General features: G+C 48.8%; 16 protein-coding genes and 1 pseudogene. 4 read left to right on the top strand and 13 right to left on the bottom strand.

The features are described from left to right. The first annotated feature begins 13 nt into the window (after window positions 1–13). The 4 genes from cdd to creD all read left to right on the top strand — a co-directional run bounded on the left by cdd (window position 14) and on the right by creD (window position 4347). The gene (gene cdd / locus ACO0LN_RS18735) at window positions 14–415 is read left to right on the top strand and encodes a cytidine deaminase (protein ID WP_422976325.1); all 402 of its coding nucleotides are present in this window, start codon (window positions 14–16) and stop codon (window positions 413–415) included. A gap of 61 nt (window positions 416–476) precedes the next feature. After that, entirely contained in the window at window positions 477–1199 is a 723-nt protein-coding gene (creB, locus tag ACO0LN_RS18730) for a two-component system response regulator CreB (RefSeq protein ID WP_422976323.1), read from the top strand. Further along, entirely contained in the window at window positions 1196–2635 is a 1440-nt protein-coding gene (gene creC, locus ACO0LN_RS18725; RefSeq protein ID WP_422976321.1) for a two-component system sensor histidine kinase CreC, read from the top strand. Before creB ends, creC begins: the two co-directional genes overlap by 4 nt. A gap of 284 nt (window positions 2636–2919) precedes the next feature. Then, on the top strand, window positions 2920–4347 hold the full coding sequence (gene creD, locus ACO0LN_RS18720; protein ID WP_422976319.1) for a cell envelope integrity protein CreD: 1428 nt from the start codon (window positions 2920–2922) through the stop codon (window positions 4345–4347). Between the two features lie 74 nt (window positions 4348–4421). On the opposite strand, the gene ACO0LN_RS18715 is transcribed toward creD, so the two are convergent. From ACO0LN_RS18715 to ACO0LN_RS18655, 13 genes and pseudogenes are all read right to left on the bottom strand, one after another. Then, the gene (locus tag ACO0LN_RS18715) at window positions 4422–4889 is read right to left on the bottom strand and encodes a hypothetical protein (RefSeq protein WP_422976317.1); all 468 of its coding nucleotides are present in this window, start codon (window positions 4887–4889) and stop codon (window positions 4422–4424) included. 184 nt (window positions 4890–5073) lie between these two features. Beyond that, a complete protein-coding gene (locus ACO0LN_RS18710) occupies window positions 5074–5616 on the bottom strand; it encodes a cysteine hydrolase family protein (RefSeq protein ID WP_422976315.1) in 543 nt (180 codons plus the stop codon). Window positions 5617–5881: 265 nt separating this feature from the next. After that, entirely contained in the window at window positions 5882–6442 is a 561-nt protein-coding gene (locus ACO0LN_RS18705; protein WP_422976313.1) for an HD domain-containing protein, read from the bottom strand. Window positions 6443–6481: 39 nt separating this feature from the next. Next, window positions 6482–7075: pseudogene (locus ACO0LN_RS18700) on the bottom strand (glutamate-cysteine ligase family protein); the annotation flags it as partial. Window positions 7076–7198: 123 nt separating this feature from the next. Continuing rightward, window positions 7199–8446, bottom strand: a complete 1248-nt coding sequence (locus ACO0LN_RS18695) for a putative Na+/H+ antiporter (RefSeq protein ID WP_422976311.1) — start codon at window positions 8444–8446, stop codon at window positions 7199–7201. 177 nt (window positions 8447–8623) lie between these two features. Continuing rightward, window positions 8624–9025, bottom strand: coding sequence for a hypothetical protein (locus ACO0LN_RS18690; RefSeq protein ID WP_422976309.1), 402 nt, complete (start codon window positions 9023–9025; stop codon window positions 8624–8626). Window positions 9026–9130: 105 nt separating this feature from the next. Then, on the bottom strand, window positions 9131–11248 hold the full coding sequence (locus ACO0LN_RS18685; RefSeq protein ID WP_422976307.1) for a peptidase domain-containing ABC transporter: 2118 nt from the start codon (window positions 11246–11248) through the stop codon (window positions 9131–9133). A 47-nt stretch (window positions 11249–11295) separates the two neighbouring features. Next, the gene (locus ACO0LN_RS18680) at window positions 11296–12042 is read right to left on the bottom strand and encodes a nucleotidyltransferase domain-containing protein (RefSeq protein WP_422976305.1); all 747 of its coding nucleotides are present in this window, start codon (window positions 12040–12042) and stop codon (window positions 11296–11298) included. 101 nt (window positions 12043–12143) lie between these two features. Next, window positions 12144–12776, bottom strand: a complete 633-nt coding sequence (locus ACO0LN_RS18675) for a hypothetical protein (protein ID WP_422976303.1) — start codon at window positions 12774–12776, stop codon at window positions 12144–12146. 54 nt (window positions 12777–12830) lie between these two features. Beyond that, window positions 12831–13463 (bottom strand): hypothetical protein, encoded by a 633-nt coding sequence (locus ACO0LN_RS18670; protein ID WP_422976301.1) that lies wholly within the window; start codon window positions 13461–13463, stop codon window positions 12831–12833. A 119-nt stretch (window positions 13464–13582) separates the two neighbouring features. After that, complete coding sequence (locus ACO0LN_RS18665; protein WP_422976300.1) at window positions 13583–13780, bottom strand: hypothetical protein; 198 nt, start codon at window positions 13778–13780, stop codon at window positions 13583–13585. A gap of 116 nt (window positions 13781–13896) precedes the next feature. Further along, complete coding sequence (locus ACO0LN_RS18660; RefSeq protein WP_422976298.1) at window positions 13897–14850, bottom strand: MauE/DoxX family redox-associated membrane protein; 954 nt, start codon at window positions 14848–14850, stop codon at window positions 13897–13899. 50 nt (window positions 14851–14900) lie between these two features. Beyond that, window positions 14901–16226, bottom strand: a complete 1326-nt coding sequence (locus ACO0LN_RS18655; RefSeq protein WP_422976296.1) for an HlyD family secretion protein — start codon at window positions 16224–16226, stop codon at window positions 14901–14903. Between the last annotated feature and the right edge of the window lie 30 nt (window positions 16227–16256).

Below are 16256 nucleotides of genomic sequence, written 5' to 3'. Positions count from 1 at the left end.
ACGAAAGATGAACATGTTTAACAAAAGTGAACTATTGCAAGCTGCCAATACAGCCCGTGAATCCGCTTATGCGCCTTACTCCAAATTCAAGGTCGGCGCTGCCGTATTAACCAAGGATGGCAAGACTTTTCATGGTTGCAATGTAGAAAACGCCTCTTATGGTTTGTGCAATTGTGCCGAGCGCACTGCCCTGTTTTCTGCCGTTGCTGCCGGCTATCGCCCTGGCGACTTTGCTGCCATCGCCGTGACGGGTGATACAGAAGGCCCGATCGCCCCTTGTGGCGCTTGCCGCCAGGTCATCATCGAACTGGGAGGCCCGGAATTGCCTGTGCTGCTGACGAATCTCAAAGGTGATCTCAAGACCACCACAGCGGGCGATCAATTGCCAGATGCGTTCTACCTGAAGCCGGAATAAGTATTCACTATCCCGCACAGCAGCCCTGCGCGGGATTTTCAACATCTCTATCAGCTCCTGCATGAGCAAATCCATACTGATCATCGAAGATGAAGTCAGCATCGCCGACACCCTGGCCTACGCCCTGAAGACTGACGGTTTTATCCCGCAACACCTTTGCCTGGGCCAGCAAGCGCTGGAATTCTTGCGCACAACGACCACGCCACCCGCACTGATCGTGCTCGACATTGGCTTGCCCGACATCAACGGCTTTGATGTCTGCCGCCAGTTGCGCCAGTTCTCGGATACACCCGTGCTGTTTTTAACCGCACGCAATGATGAAATAGACCGCATCGTTGGCCTGGAAATCGGGGCTGACGATTATGTCAGCAAACCCTTTTCACCACGCGAAGTGGTGGCACGCATACGTGCGATTTTGCGGCGTCAGCAAGGCAAGGTGCAAACTGCGGCAGATGCCACCGTGCCACGTTTTGAATTGAAGCCGCAAGAAGCGCGCATCATCGCTTACGGCCAGACACTGAGCCTGACGCGTTATGAATACCTGCTGCAAAAAACCCTGATGGAAAGCCCTGGCCATTTATTTTCACGCGCACAGCTCATGGAAATCGTCTGGACCAACGCACCAGATACGCTGGACCGCACCGTGGATGCCCACGTCAAATGCCTGCGGGCCAAACTGCGCCAGGCAAGACTCAATAATACAGGCGCGGCAGATGATGTTGAAGCAAATGATGAAGGTATCATCACCCACCGTGGCATGGGTTATAGCTGGTCGCCTGCATGAAAATAGGCCTGCGCATACTGCTGGGTTATTTCCTGATACTGGGCCTGAGTGCCTGGCTGATACTGAATGTAGTAGTCGAAGAAATCAAACCCGGCGTGCGTGCGACGCTGGAAGACACTCTCATCGACACTGCCCAAATGCTGGCCACCCTGGTGGCCGACGATGTGGCAGCAGGCAAGGTCGCCGATAGTGATTTGATGAAGCGCCTGCAAAACTATGCGCAACGCAGCATCGATGCCAACATCAGCGGTATACGCAAGACCAGTCTCGATTACCGCATCTATATCACCGACATCAAAGGCATCGTCATCTTTGACAGCGATGGCAAAGACGTGGGTCAGGATTACTCACGCTGGAATGATGTCAACCGCACCCTGCAGGGCAAATACGGTGCCCGCAGCACCCGTAGCAAATCGGAAGATGAAGGCAGCAGCGTCATGCATGTGGCAGCACCCGTCCTCGACCATGGCCGCATCATAGGCTCGCTGACGGTCGCCAAACCCATCTCCACCATCAACCCGTTTATCTGGCGCAGCCAGCGCAAGATACTGCAACGCAGTGCCTGGCTGTGGCTGGGCTCTCTGTTGATAGGTCTCGGGTTTTCATGGTGGCTGAACCGCACTTTGCGCAAACTGCAAACTTATGCCGCCAGCGTAGAAAATGGCGAAAAAACCAGCCTGCCTGAACTGGGCAATAATGAAATCGGTAGCCTGGGCCGCGCCCTTGAAACCATGCGCGACAAGCTCGAAGGCAAGCAATATGTAGAACAACTCATGCACACCATGGCGCATGAGTTGAAGAGCCCTATTGCCTCTATCCAAGGTTCAGCCGAACTCATGCGCGAAGACATGCCCGCCGCTGACAGGCAGCATTTTTTGAACAACATCCTCGAACAAAATTCCCGCCAGCGCCAGCTCATCGATAAATTGCTGGCCCTGATCAAGCTGGAAAAACAGCAAAGCCTGGACCATGTACAAGTCGTCAACATCCCGCACCTACTGGCACTGGTGACTGAAGATGTACAACCCGGATTATCAGCCAAGTCTCTGCAATTGCAACAGGATATAGACACCACCATCACCAGCATCAGCGGCGATGAATTACTGTTGCGCCAGGCGCTGGGTAACTTGCTCGACAATGCGATTGCCTTTGCTCCAGCGGGCAGCACGATAAAAATGCAATCCAGCCTGGTCAACAATGCAGACGGAACGCCATCCCTGCAAATCAGCATCAGCGACCACGGACCAGGCATACCTGACTACGCCCTCGATAAAATCTTTGACCGCTTCTATTCCTTGCCTCGCCCACATGCAGCTAAAAGCACGGGACTGGGTTTGCCATTTGTGCGGGAAGTGGCGTTGCTGCATGGGGGGAGTATCACTGTGAGCAATCAGGGTGGTGGTGGGGTGCAGGCTATCTTGTGCTTGGGAGTGTGAATACCGTATAACGTAGGTTGGGCTACGCTTCACCAGCCCAACACTCTGCGTTTAAATAATGTGTACGTTTGTTCAGGCCCAGTGTTGGGCTGGTAAGGCGTAGCCCAACCTACGAATCTGATGAGGCGTAGCCTAGCGAGGCCCGGTCCAACCTACAGAACACCGAGGTATGACCCAACCTACGCCAAGCCCGACAACAAAGAAACACCCCACTTCACACAAACCACATCATCCCCGCACATTCCTTTTTTACATTACAAGCTTCGCCATTACCGGAGCCAGTCATGCAAAGAAGTCTGTTATTCAAAATCGCCATCGTCGGCCTGCTGGCCATTTTGCTGTATGTGCCGCTGGGCATGATACAGGCCACGATCTGGGAGCGTATGCATTACCGCGAAGAGGCCGTGCGCAGTATCACGGCAGATTCTGTCAGTGAGCAGGTCATCGTTGGCCCCGTGCTGGTCGTGCCTTATACCGAAACCTGGGAAGATGAGAGCTTTGATGCGACGCTCAATAAAACCACGCGCCGCCAGTTATCTGCCAATAAAAAACATTACATCTACCCGAATGAAATGCAGGTCATGGGCAATATCGATACTGACCAGCGCTATCGCGGCATCCATAAAGTGCTGGTATATACCGGGCACCATAAAATAACGGGTGACTTCATGCTACCTGAATTGTCGAACATGGTGCAGAAGGATAATCCCAAGGCCATCATCACCCTGACAGAAAAGCCCTATATTGCCATGGGACTCAGCGATACCCGTGGCCTGAGAAATTTCCCTAAATTAATGTGGGATGAACAAAGCATAGAGTTCAAGCAAGGCAGCAAGCTCAGTTCTTTCCAGCGCGGCATCCACGCGGGGTTGGATGGTGTCAACCTGACTAGCGCAAAACAAGTCAAATTCAAGATAGACCTGGATGTGGATGGCATAGAAAAACTGAGCTTTGCACCACTGGCAAAAAATAACCAGGTGACACTGACTTCGAACTGGCCACATGTGCAGTATGGTGGTCGCTTCTTGCCATCACCAAAAGGCAGGATTAATACAGACAAGAATGTCAGTGCCAACTGGAATATCTCTTCCTTGTCCAGCAATGCGCAGCAACAAATGACGCGTCTCGAAAACGCTGGGAGCGCAGTCAAAGTAGCAAGTGGTACAAACCTGAACGACGATGGCAGCCCCACTTCATCGGCATCGCCTATCGATATCTTCAGTGTCTCTTACATCGAACCCGTCAACATCTATACGCAGGCTGACCGCGCCGTCAAATATGGCCTGATGTTCGTCGCCCTGACCTTTGCCGCGTTCTTTTTGTTCGAGGTCCTCAAGCAACTGCCTATCCACCCTGTGCAATACACCCTGGTGGGTCTGGCACTGGTGATTTTCTTCTTGCTGCTGGTCAGCCTGTCAGAAAAAATCAGCTTCGTGATGGCCTACCTGACAGCCAGTGCCGCCTGTATTTTGCTCATTGGTATTTACCTGGCCAATGTACTGCATAACTGGAAGCGCGGCCTGGGATTTGGCGCGGCATTGACGGTCTTGTACGGCATCCTGTTTGGTCTGCTGAGTTCAGAAAACAATGCCATGATGATGGGTAGCCTGCTGCTGTTTGCTGTCTTGTCCGGCATCATGCTGGCAACCCGCAAGGTCGATTGGTACAACCTCGGCAAGCCTGCTACAGACAGCGCGTTTGATCATGCCTGATCAGTAAATTAGCCCGGTAAGTATAAGAACCAGAACCTTGTCAGCTTCAAATTTGCAGGCAAGGTTCTGTTTTTTTATGCGTGGTCTATCGTCAGCCCCGCATTGATCTCGGTCAGATTGCGCACCAGGGTTTCTGAATAATGCAGGCCTGCGCCTGAAGTGGCATAAACAAGCCTGAGCAAGATGAAGTACTCACCATCACAATAGTCGGCAACAGCAGGTAATTTGTATTTGACCTGCTCCAAAAAATCCAGCAGTTGCGCTTCTTCCGCCAGCCATGCAGGCAAGTTTGTTTCTGATTCGCTGGCACATTCCAGCAGGCCGGTACACCATTGCCTGGCCCCGCTATTGCTGTCTGGCTGCGCTGGCCCTGCCAGATGAATCGTCACCTGCGCATCTTCACCCCAGCGCTTAAGTGTCTTGCTATTGTTACTGATGCGCGAGACTGCACCATCAAGCCCCTTGTTATCTGCAGCCAGGGCAAAGCTGTCGGCATCAAATTCTTCTCCTCCTACTTCAACATAAAAGCGCAGTAATTTCATTCTTGCCTCCGTGCTCAGGATTTGAAATGCAGTTCAACCGTATTCACCAGGCTGGGCACTATCAGCCAGCCCATAGCCATTCTAGTCTGAATTGAAATTTTTGCAATTTCAATCAGCACTGATCACCAGCCGCAGGTCGCCGTCCTGAAATGCATGCGGCTGGCGGCTTTCTTGCCTGGCAGGATTAAAAACGCAGATCCTCAGTCTTGATCAGACTGGCGAACAGACCATTCAAGCTTGCATTATGGTGGGCGATGATGGTGCTGGCAGGCAGCAATTCGGTGTCATTGCAACTATGTGCATCTTCCACGAGGATCACCTTGAAACCCAGCTCACTGGCAGCGCGGCAATTGCTGTCTATGCAGTACTGGGTTTTAAGCCCGCAAATGATCAGTTCCTGTATGCCTTTTGCGCGCAATTGCTGCAATAAATCCGTACCTGCAAAGCAACTGGGCCGGGTCTTTTCAAATACGGTATCCCTGTCCATGTCGATACCCAACTCAGGCATGAATTGCCAGTTGGCACTGCCAGCTTCTATCGGTGAACCCTGCGGGCCAGTGTGGCGTACGGCAAATACCGGCACACTGGCGGCGTGTGCCTTGACCAGCACGCGCTTGACATTGCCCAGCACCTGCTCTGCTGCATGGATAATGCGCCCACCATGGAACAGGCCTACCTGCATATCAATAACCAGCACGACCGGGTTTGCATATGATTCTTGCACCATCTTTCAGACTCCTTTGCGCATTTCTGCATGGATAAATTGCCCGCGTACAGGCAAGAAAAAACCCCGCTCATCGCTGGCGGGGTTTGCTATTTCAGGCAGTTTTCACTACCTGTGATGACGCTATCAAGCCGGACGCCAACCTACCCCGCTACTACCGATGGCAGTCGCAGTAGTCGTGGTAAAGGTAGAACCTGTCGTGGTGGTAAGTTGAAATGTCATGCGCAAAGTGTAGTTTTTCAACATCCAATAGTCAAGCACAGCAAAATCATTTTTTCAGGAACTGCGGATAGGCATTGATCTTTGCCTGCAGGCGCTGGGCCAGGCCAAAATCTGCAGTCAGCAATTCATCATGAATGAGCTGGGCCTCATCGCGATACGCGAGTATCTTTTCATTGTTCCAGTAATGCGGCGGGTGATACAGATTGGTGATGCGGTCAGCCATCTTGACCATCCATATCTCTGCCGGTTGCTGGCGTATGCGGTCCAGGCTGTCGCGCATTTGCACTGCCTTGGTCGGCAGTGCCGTGTTTTTGGACAAGGCCTGCACACCGTCGGCCACGGCCAGACCAAATTCCTGCTGCAATAATTCATAGCTGGCGCTGGTGTCTTCTATGGTGTCATGCAGCAAGGCACATTGCACGGCAAGCGCACCATCAGCAGTAGTATTGGCTTGCAAAGCCCAGATCACTTCCATCGCGACACTGGCGATGTGGTTGATGTATTCAATACGCTCACCTTCGACCTTGCCACCATAGGTTTGCCCGCTATGCTGGCGCGATGAAAACGACCAGGCTTTTTCGTAAATGTCCGGCGTCCAGTTATTCATTTTTTTCCCTTCATATTGATCACTGACCACAGATATCTCTCACATAGCCACCCACCTGGTACGACGCCTGCGGTCGCGGAACATGTGTATCGCGGAATGTACCATGCCTTCGGGGCCGCCGCTTTCGTGGTATTGCTGGCGCAGGTATTGAGCGTCGTTGCCGGTAAGGGCCACTTCGCTCAGGTGTGTCAGTGCGGCTTGTGCATCGAGAGTTTCTGCATCGGGTTTGAGCCTGTTGAGGGTGGCAAGTATGTCTTCGCGCAAGATGCTGTTTTGATAGGTCTTGGGATGCACGGTGACGCCGTCAAAGCCAAAGCGGCAGGCCTGGAAGCGGTTATAGTTATAGACAAGATAGTCGTCTTCTTCTGGCGCGGCTTCGCGTCTTTCCAGCAGATAGGAACACAGGACTTGCAGATAGGCGGCCAGGGCAGCAGCTCTTTCTACATTCAGCGGGGTATCGCAGACGCGCAGTTCTATAGTGCCGTATTCTGGCTTGGGGCGTATGTCCCAGTAAAAATCCTTCATGCTTTTGACGACACCGGTTTTTTCCATCTTGCTGAAATAGCCGTTGGCAAATTCGTCCCAATTGAGCAGGAAAGGAGCGCGCCCTGACAAGGGCAAGGCAAGCAAGTTCATGCAGTAGCGCTTGATACCGTATAGTTCAAATCTGTTTTTTTGAAATGTGCCAACAGCAGCAACAGCAGCAGACCCTGATGCGCATCACATTCCGTTTCACATCCCGCTTAACATTCCACATCAAAGCAAGAACATCAATGCCGCCACCAGCGTTGGCGGCAAGGCACCGAGCAGCAAACCAACTGCGCCTATCGATTCATCATTGAAACCACGCTTCAATAAAGCCACGCCTGCAGGATTGGGGGCATTGGCGATGACAGTCAGGCCGCCTCCGGCGACCGCACCGGCGACCAGCAGGTATTTTGCCTGCTCACTAAGGCCAGCTATCAAGGAACCAAGATAAGTCAGTGCTGCATTATCCGTAATGGCCGTCAGGCCCAGGGCTGCGAAAAACAGGGTGTGCGGCTGCAGGCTGGAGACGATGGGTTGCAACCACCATTGCTGCATGCCGCCCAGCACTACCAGACCAGCAAGAAAGAAACCAACCAGCAAACCCTCTTTCAAAATCAATGGGCTTTGATAACGTTCGTATGCCTGGGTGTACCCCATAAAGAATAGAAACAAACCCAGGAAGAATACAGGGTGATGTGCAAACAGGACAACGCCCGCCAGAAAAGCCAGATGTACCAGACTAACGATCAGTGGCACTGCCTGCACTTGCGTGCTATCTGCTGCACTCTGTGCTGGTAAGTGCTTGCGCAAAAGCAGTGTAATCACGCTGGCATTGAACAACACGGCAACAGCAGCCTTCCAGCCAAAAGTGGCCAGCATGAAAGCGCTATCCCATTGCCAGGCAGAGGCCACCATCAGCACCGGCGGCGCGGCGAAAGAAGTCAGCGTACCACCTACGGAGACATTGACGAACAGCACGCCCAGTGCAGCATACTTGAGCCACTCTGGCATGCCCTGTCTAAAGATTATTGGCGCCAGCATCAGGGCAGCCAGGGTCATCGCCGCTGGCTCGGTAATCAATGAGCCCAGCAAAGGTACGACTGCCAGGCCAAACCACACCATCGCCAGCGCATCAGGCACAGGTGTGAAACGCGCCAGCACCTTGAGCACACGGCCAACGATCTCCAGCACAGGGCGCGACGCAGCGACCACCATGACAACAAAGACAAACAGGGGTTCGGTATATTGACGCGACTCGGCATAGGCCACGGCAGCATCCCCACCAGACACCAGCGCCATGACGACGATGAGCACAAAAGCCCAGAAGCCAAACACAACTTCGACTTCACCCAGCAGGTGAAACAGGCCCGCATGTCTGTTACTGCGGTGCGCCAGCACTTCAAAAAACTTGGCGCTGAAAGTATGCAACAGGGCCAGGCCAAAAATCACTGCCCCCAGGGTTTCTATCAGGTTCATTATGCTCATTCCCGCGTCAATACAGACATATATCTTACACGAGCGTGAGCGTGCTTACGAGCTAAACCGGAGTATCAGAGACCGATAAAAGCCTTGCCATATTGTATTAGACGGGGTTCAAGATCGTCATATTTTGCGGCTCACCAATGCCGGAGAGTACTGCAAACTGCCCGGCCATCATATCCCGGAAAATCTATGCATTGCCGTCGCCTGCAGAATACTATCCTTGATACAGCCAACCAAGGCACACAAGATAAATGCATCTGTCATACTCAGTTTATATTCAGCCCAGTTCCTGGTCATGATCAAGAACAGCGCCAGGAAAAAGAATACGGCGCCTGTCCACTGTGCCCTTAGGTTAATCTTCATCGTCATTGCATTTGATTTTTTGTATTCTTCAAAGATAGTATAGGCTTCAAGCATGATAAAAGCCGCGAGCGGCACCCAAAAACTCCACATCGGTGCACCATCGCGGATACCATGCATCATAAAAAATAGAAGCACTGAGACGTTGGCCAATAGTGCAACATACACAGCCATTTTGCTGGTTTCAAAAATGCTCTTTTTTTCTGCCGTCATTTGCGTGTTCCTTAAGGTATTCAATCAGCCAAACTTGTTATTACAGACAACAAGCAATCTGGAATGCCATTTTTTCTTCGCCAGATATCTATAAAAATTGACTGCTCAAGCCAGCTTCAAACCCGCCCCATCCTCTTTAAGTACAGCCGCCCGCACCTCCACCACAGCCCCCTCCTGGATAGACACCACCCGCTCAGCAGCGTTGATGGTCTCAGGCCTGTGCGCCACCATGATGCGCGTCAGTTGCAAATTGCCGAGTGCCTGATTGACCTTGTGTTCATTGTTTACATCCAGATGACTGGTGGCTTCATCGAGCGCCAATACCTTGGGTTGCTTGTACAAGGCACGCGCCAGCAGCACACGCTGCTTTTGCCCGCCAGACAGGCTGCTACCCATATCACCTACCAGGGTTTGATAACCCATGGGCATTTTGCTGATCTCTTCATGAATGGCTGCGAGCTTCGCACATTCTTCTACTCTCTGTTGATCACAATGGCTGTCGAAGAAAGCGATATTGTCCATGATGGAACCGGCCAGCAAGACATCTTCCTGCATGACAGTGCCCACCAGTTGGCGGTAAGTTTTGATGCCTAGCTGGGTGATGGGGATATCATCGATCAGCACTTCACCTTCTGTTGGTTTCAACAAACCCAAAATGATCTTGCACAAGGTTGTCTTGCCACAACCACTGGGCCCAACCAGGGCGATGCTTTGCCCGGCAGGTATGGTCAGGTTCACATCGCTCAACACCCAGGGTTCACCTTCGGCATAGCGGAACTTGATATTCTTGAGGGTAATAACGGCTTTGATGCGTGAGATATCGGTCTCGATGGCAGTTTCTGCCTCGGCCTCTTCCAGCACGATATCGGCCAGCCTTTCGCTATGCAGGCTCAGCATGCGGTAACTGATGAACACATCAATGAGGCTGGAAATACGACCAGTGAAGGTACCGGCATAGCTGGAGAAGGCCATCAACATGCCCACCGTCAAGGTATTTTGCATGACCTGGCCAGCACCGATATAAAACAGCGCCAGGCCCTGTATGCCAAAGATCAGGGTATTGCTGACCTTGAAGATAATCGACAGCTTTTGCGTCTTGATATCGCGGTTCTGTACATCGATCTTCAGGTTTTGCCAGCGCGACAGTCGTTCAGTTTCACGGCCAAACAGTTTCAGTGGCGTGACGGCACGCATGGTTTCCAGGAAATGGGAACTCTCTTTGGAAGACAGAATCAGCCGCTCTTGTGATGCTTCACGGAAAGGTTGGTAGAAAGCCCAGCGCAAACCTGCGTAAAGAACCACTGCACCCAAGACGAGCATACTCAGTTTGAGGCTATACACCAGCATCATGACCAGCGCCAGCACGGCCATCAGGCCATCGAGTGCGCTCTCGACGAACATGGACGTCATGGTGCTCTGTATAGACCCTATGGAACCAAAGCGCGACACTACATCACCAAGATGACGCTTTTCAAAATAAGAGACTGGCAAACGCACCAAGTGGGCAAACACGCGTGCCGACCATTGCAGGCTGATGTCCATGCTCCAGCGCATAAGGAACCAGCTACGGGCGAGACCTATGGCATTCTGGGTGATCATCAACAGTGCAAAACCAAACACCAGCACGACCAGTAATTCTTTGTCACCGCTGACGATGACTTCGTCAATGACGAACTGATTGAACAGCGGTGCGCATATCGCAAATATCTCCAGCGCCAAAGCCAGCGCCAATACCTTGACGATGGCAGAACGCAGGCCAACGATGTGCCCTGTCAAATCGCGCAGGGCAACTTGCTTTTTTTCTTCCTTGGGCTTGAATGAGGGGCTGGGTGCCAGCTCCAGTGCTACGCCGGTAAAGTGGCTGGATGCTTCCTCCAGCGCAACACGTCTTTCACCGACTGCCGGGTCCAGCAAGACCAGAGTGACCTTGCCACGCCAGTCCTTGCGCACGGCTTTGAGTACCACGAAGTGATTCAAGTTCCAGTGCAGTATGCAGGGCAAGGCCAGTTGATCAAGCTCATCCAACTCAAGTCGCAGCGGGCGGCTGTTCAATTGCATGGAAGAAGCATGCCGCATCAATTGCGCCAGCGTCGCACCTTTGAGGCTGATCGAGAACTGACGGCGTAAATCAGCCAGGTCAGTGTGATAGCCAAAATGGCTGGCAACCATGGCGAGGCAGGCGAGACCGCATTCGCTTGATTCGGTTTGGAGTATCAATTTCATTCTTAAGAAATGCCTAGCCAGGATGTTTTCTAGAGCTATAAATGAAATTAAAGTACAGGTAAAGGAATTCTGGTTATATCAGAAGAATTCATTCGAAACCCTTCACGTAGTGCTCCCCCTAATGGTTTTAGAACTTCGTCCGCAATATCTGTAAGAGGAGTGATATCATCAGTCAGCGCTTGGATAAATGCTGCATCTAGTCTCGCATGAAATTCGGGATCGTATTCAGTTAGTTCCCTTGCAGCATGCTTTCTAGAATGCGAACCAGCGCCACTCATCATTAAAATTAGGTCTACCATTGAGCGATAAAGATCTACACAAAGCATGTGCCTCTCATTTTTTTTAGTGCTAGTCTTGAGATCATCAAGAATATTTGTAATATATTGTTGACGAAACGCTTTATTTTGGAAAATGTAGCCTACATGCTTTACTCTTTTTGCGACTTCTCGGAGCTGTCCAGAAAGTTCTGTTTCTGAAGGTAATGTGACCGAATTCAAGACGGCATTAACAGTTGTAAATTGAGCGGTGGTACGTGCCGCATTCAATATTCCATTTAATGATTCCGCATCATATATAAAAACATCGAATAAGTATCCTTCAAAGAGAAATTTTTCTCTGTAAGGCTGTATTGGTTTTTCATAAACAATAATCAAGTCTACATCAGAATATTCATCGTTTGTGCCCTCCGCAAAAGATCCATAAAAATAACAAAATGCACTGCCCTTATAGCCGCTTTCAATCGCTCTACCAATAGTTTCCTGTACGGACTTTAAGCCAATATTTCTATCGTTCATAATTTTTTACTCAATAAAATTTTTCGTTCGGATAATTCTTTTTTAAATCATTTATGCTTTTTAAATAAAAACCCTGAAGCTATTTATTGTCGTGCAGAAAATTATTTCTCGACTTTAATTCCGTAATCTTCTGGCGTTTGGAACTCTAATTTTCCTGGTTTTTCACCGATTCGAGAGGAAAAAAAAACGTGTGAATTGCCAGGAATAGCAAGTTTCATTATTGCGATACCACCAAATTCGTCATGCACTTCATAAAGTCTCTTTAATAAATCCAAAGGAATTTTATTCTCGCTTCGTTTAACTATATCTTCGAAAAAAGAATTTGTTTCTTCTTCTAAAAATTCATTATTTTCAGTCATCAAAGGGTGCAGAAGTAATCTTGTTTGGCGAGTGCGAATACCTTCTTTTAGCGTGCGCTCATAACCTGTCAAGAATAGTAAGGCGCAAGAACCAAGACAGAGACCTCTTGCCGACGTAACCAGTTTGTTAGTATTAATGAGTCTTTTAAATTCCTTCAAAGCCTCAGCATCATCACCTTTAATACTTATGCTTCCCGAATTAATGAATTCAATCTCCTTAATTTCTGAATTCAGTATTAATGCAGCCTTAAATTCCTGTAATTTTTGCGAATCGATATTTCCCTTAATTTGAAAAATTCTGTTTGATTTTACTTCCACTTCAGCGGTACATCCCAAATTGCAAATGAAGACAAGCACCCAAATGAGATTTTTCATGATTCTTTAATGTTTAATAGAAGTGTTATTTGTTAAATGAGCGCAATTACCCATTTATTGATCAATTCTAATGCCTAAATCAGCCGGTGATAAATTACTTAAAATCTCGTATTTTGCTCCATACCTTTTCTGAAAGAAAATATGTGCCCCAGCAAGTTGTGGGTCCCGATGAATAAATATGCCCCCTCGTCGATCAGTGACTTCATACATCTTATTCAGAAATTCTTTGGTGATTTTCCCATCACTGCGCTTGCAAATAATATCGATAAAATCGTCTGTATATGTCCTAAGAAACTCACCTGTTTCAGTTTTATGAATTGGATGCAGAGATAAGACAGTTTTTTCACCAGTAATTTTGGACAATAAGGTTGGCTCAAAACCCATGAGAAAAATAAATGCACAAGTTGATTCGCAATGCCCCCTGGCAAATGTTCTTAACTTGAAAGTATTTATTCTCGCTTGGAATTGATAGACAACTTCTGCCGCTACGATCGTACTTCCAGGCACTTCGACAAATTCAAGTTCTTTAATTTTCGGGTTTTTTCTGATTTCCTCATCAAACTCTTTTAAATTGGAGAGCGATAACTCTCCGGTTATGATGTATCTGAGTGAGGAGTCAGTATTTTTCTCCATTGCTTTAATGGATAAACTTACACATAGAACCAGTACAAAAAATAAATTTTTCACCGACATTTTTCCTTGGCGACAAAATTAATGGAAGATAGTCAGCAGATATTGCTGACTATCAAGGCGCAATAATTATCTGCTCAATTTCTTAAAATTAGAATTAAGCGGTAATTCGCAAATTAATATCCGCGACCATACATCATGTCGTAAGTAGCCTCCATGCAAGCTTGATTGCCTTCGCAAGCCGCAGACCGACGTTCATAAGTTCCATCATTTGCATCCGTGCGTTCACCCCAGCTATTGGTGTTTGACGTTCTAGTAGCACCAGCATCTCCACCAGAGATTAATTGAATTTCAGTTATTGATACTGCTCTCATGTGATTCTCCATTATTAAAGTGAGTTGTTATTTCGGTCAACTCGATACCGCTCTCCCTGTTTTTCAAAAACGAAAAACACCAAGATACTTAATTTTAACGACGCAAAGTCTTGAACTTAACGAATATTTAATGCAACCGAAAAGAGAATACGAATACGATCTGAACCATATGCAGTCGGTGCTAATTGCTGCAAGTTTGTACCATGTAAAAGCAATCCAAATGGACTAGCTTCTGCCCCAATATTTTTAAAGAGCTCTTTCTCTTCGTCAACCAAAAGCGAACACAGATGTGATACTTCTTCGAGCAAAACCTCGCTAAACTCTGTTACAACTACAATCTTGATACAGTCACCAAATCCATAAATAAATTTTTTTAGATCTGGTATAAATTTTTTACAGTGATCACAGTTGGATGACAGGAAAATCACTACTAACGGCGAATCGGGAACTGCTATGTCGTCAAGAGTAATTTGAGCTTCACCTGCTTTCCCGAGATATGTATTTCTTTTGAAGCTAATCGTGTTTTGCACGCGTTTTTCTATAGGACTATTTTCTTTAGGCAATTTTTTTTCGTTTGTTAAATCATTTTTTAATAATTTCAATGAGTACAAAAAGCACAAAGCAATTGCAGCTAATTGGATATTCTCCTTTGCGACTATTTCAATACTATTGAAACGTGTCGAGATGAAAGTAACCATAATTATGAATACAGCTGCTACACCCATTGCGAATCTCAACGAATGCGCGCCGAGTATAGTTTTTGGGGACAGCGAACCAAAACAATTACAAGGCTGTTTTTGGTGTCTTTCTATGAATAGCCCAAATCCGATAATTGCCAAGCAAAATAATGCACAAAGCCCATTTGTCCATGGTGTCCAAGGCCGTAAAAAAGAGATGGCGATTACTACTTCCAATATCGCGATATACCTATTTGAAAAGATAGAAATTAGACTTACCTTGATCGGGGGAGAATGCTGTATTTGAATGACCTTCGCCGCACCTGACACAAACATGATCAAAAATAAAAACGAAGTACAAAAAATATAAAGAACATCTAATGCGTAATTCATGAAATTTAATTTTTCTTTGTAAAGGAGATTCAAAGTACATTTTTAATAAATCAATTTGGTTTTATTACCAATAAAGGCTCCAAAACCCACTCCCAGATTTTCCTGCTGTCCTGCAAGACATCCGCCTCCAAGGTCATGCCGGGCTTGAGCATTTGTGCCTTCCCATAGGTATTGATGCTTTGCTCATGCAGCCTGACCTTGATGCGGTACAGCGCTTCATTACTGTTGAAACCATTGATGGCTTGCTGGGCATTGCTCAGTATCGTCGTTGCCAGATTCTGCGGTAGTTCAGACGGTGCGAATGGGGTGCGGCTGACATCGACCACTGTTGCCTTGTGCAAGCCGAACTTCTGATAAGGAAAGGCGGCATAGCGTATCAACACTTCCTGCTCTGGCTGGATAAAACCTGCTGTGCGGCTAGGGGCATACAGATGGGCTTCCAGCGATCCTGTTTCTGTCTTGCCTGCTTGAGCGGTCCTGGCATCAACAGGTATCAGGCTGGCCAGTACTTGCCCTGTATTGATGGCTTGCCCTGGCTGATTGGTCAGGGCGGTAATCGTGCCTGCTTGTGTTGCTATAATTTGCACCGCCTGGCGATTTGCATTTTCTGCGGCTTCTTGCTTGAGGCTGGCCTTGGCTCTTTCTATTTGCGTCAGGTCGGTAGCCAAGCTATTGGCTAAGCTATCGAGTTCTGATTGCAGGGCAATCTGGTTGGCCTGTAACTGGGTTTTGTTACGTTGCAAGGTGCTCAGACGAGTACTGATGTCGAGCAGGTCTTCCTGCTTTTGCTGGGTCTGGGCGGCAGAGACATAGCCATTGCCTTGCAGGGTTTCATACTTGACGACGCTTTGCTGTGCCAGTTGCTGGCGGCGCTGGGCCAGCAGCAGCTCTTGTTCAAGCTGGGTATGCTCCTGAGCCAGGTTCGCCAGTCTTTGTTGCAGAGCCTGCTTTTTTTCTTGATACTGGCTTTGGCGCAATCTTTGTTCTGCAGCCATGCTGTCAGCACGGCTGGCAAGTTGCTGGGCGACAAGGGCAGTAATTTCACCCTGGCTGTTCTGGCGTTCGGTACTGAGTGTGAACAGGATTTGCCCGGCTTTGACTTGCTCGCCCTCCTTGACGTGGGTAGTCAGCAAGATACCGGCATTGGGTGCAGCCACGCTAAGCTGGCCACCTATAGGCACTGTGATACCAGTGACGCGGGCTTTTTTGGTGATGCTGCCGAAAGTGATGTAAGCAATCAACACCGCGGCAATGATCAGGGCAACAATCGCAATTAAAGAAGCGGACAGCGGCTGTGCCAGGCGGATGGAACCCATCCATTGGCTACCTAATGCTGCTGTCACTTCAGGGCGAAACAGGGGGCTGGACTTACTCACCATTCACCCCATTCACTGCAATTTGTTGCG

The sequence above is a fragment of the Undibacterium sp. TC9W genome (assembly GCF_049339865.1).
Lineage (GTDB): Bacteria > Pseudomonadota > Gammaproteobacteria > Burkholderiales > Burkholderiaceae_D > Undibacterium.
This window is presented reverse-complemented; position numbering and strand designations above follow the sequence as displayed.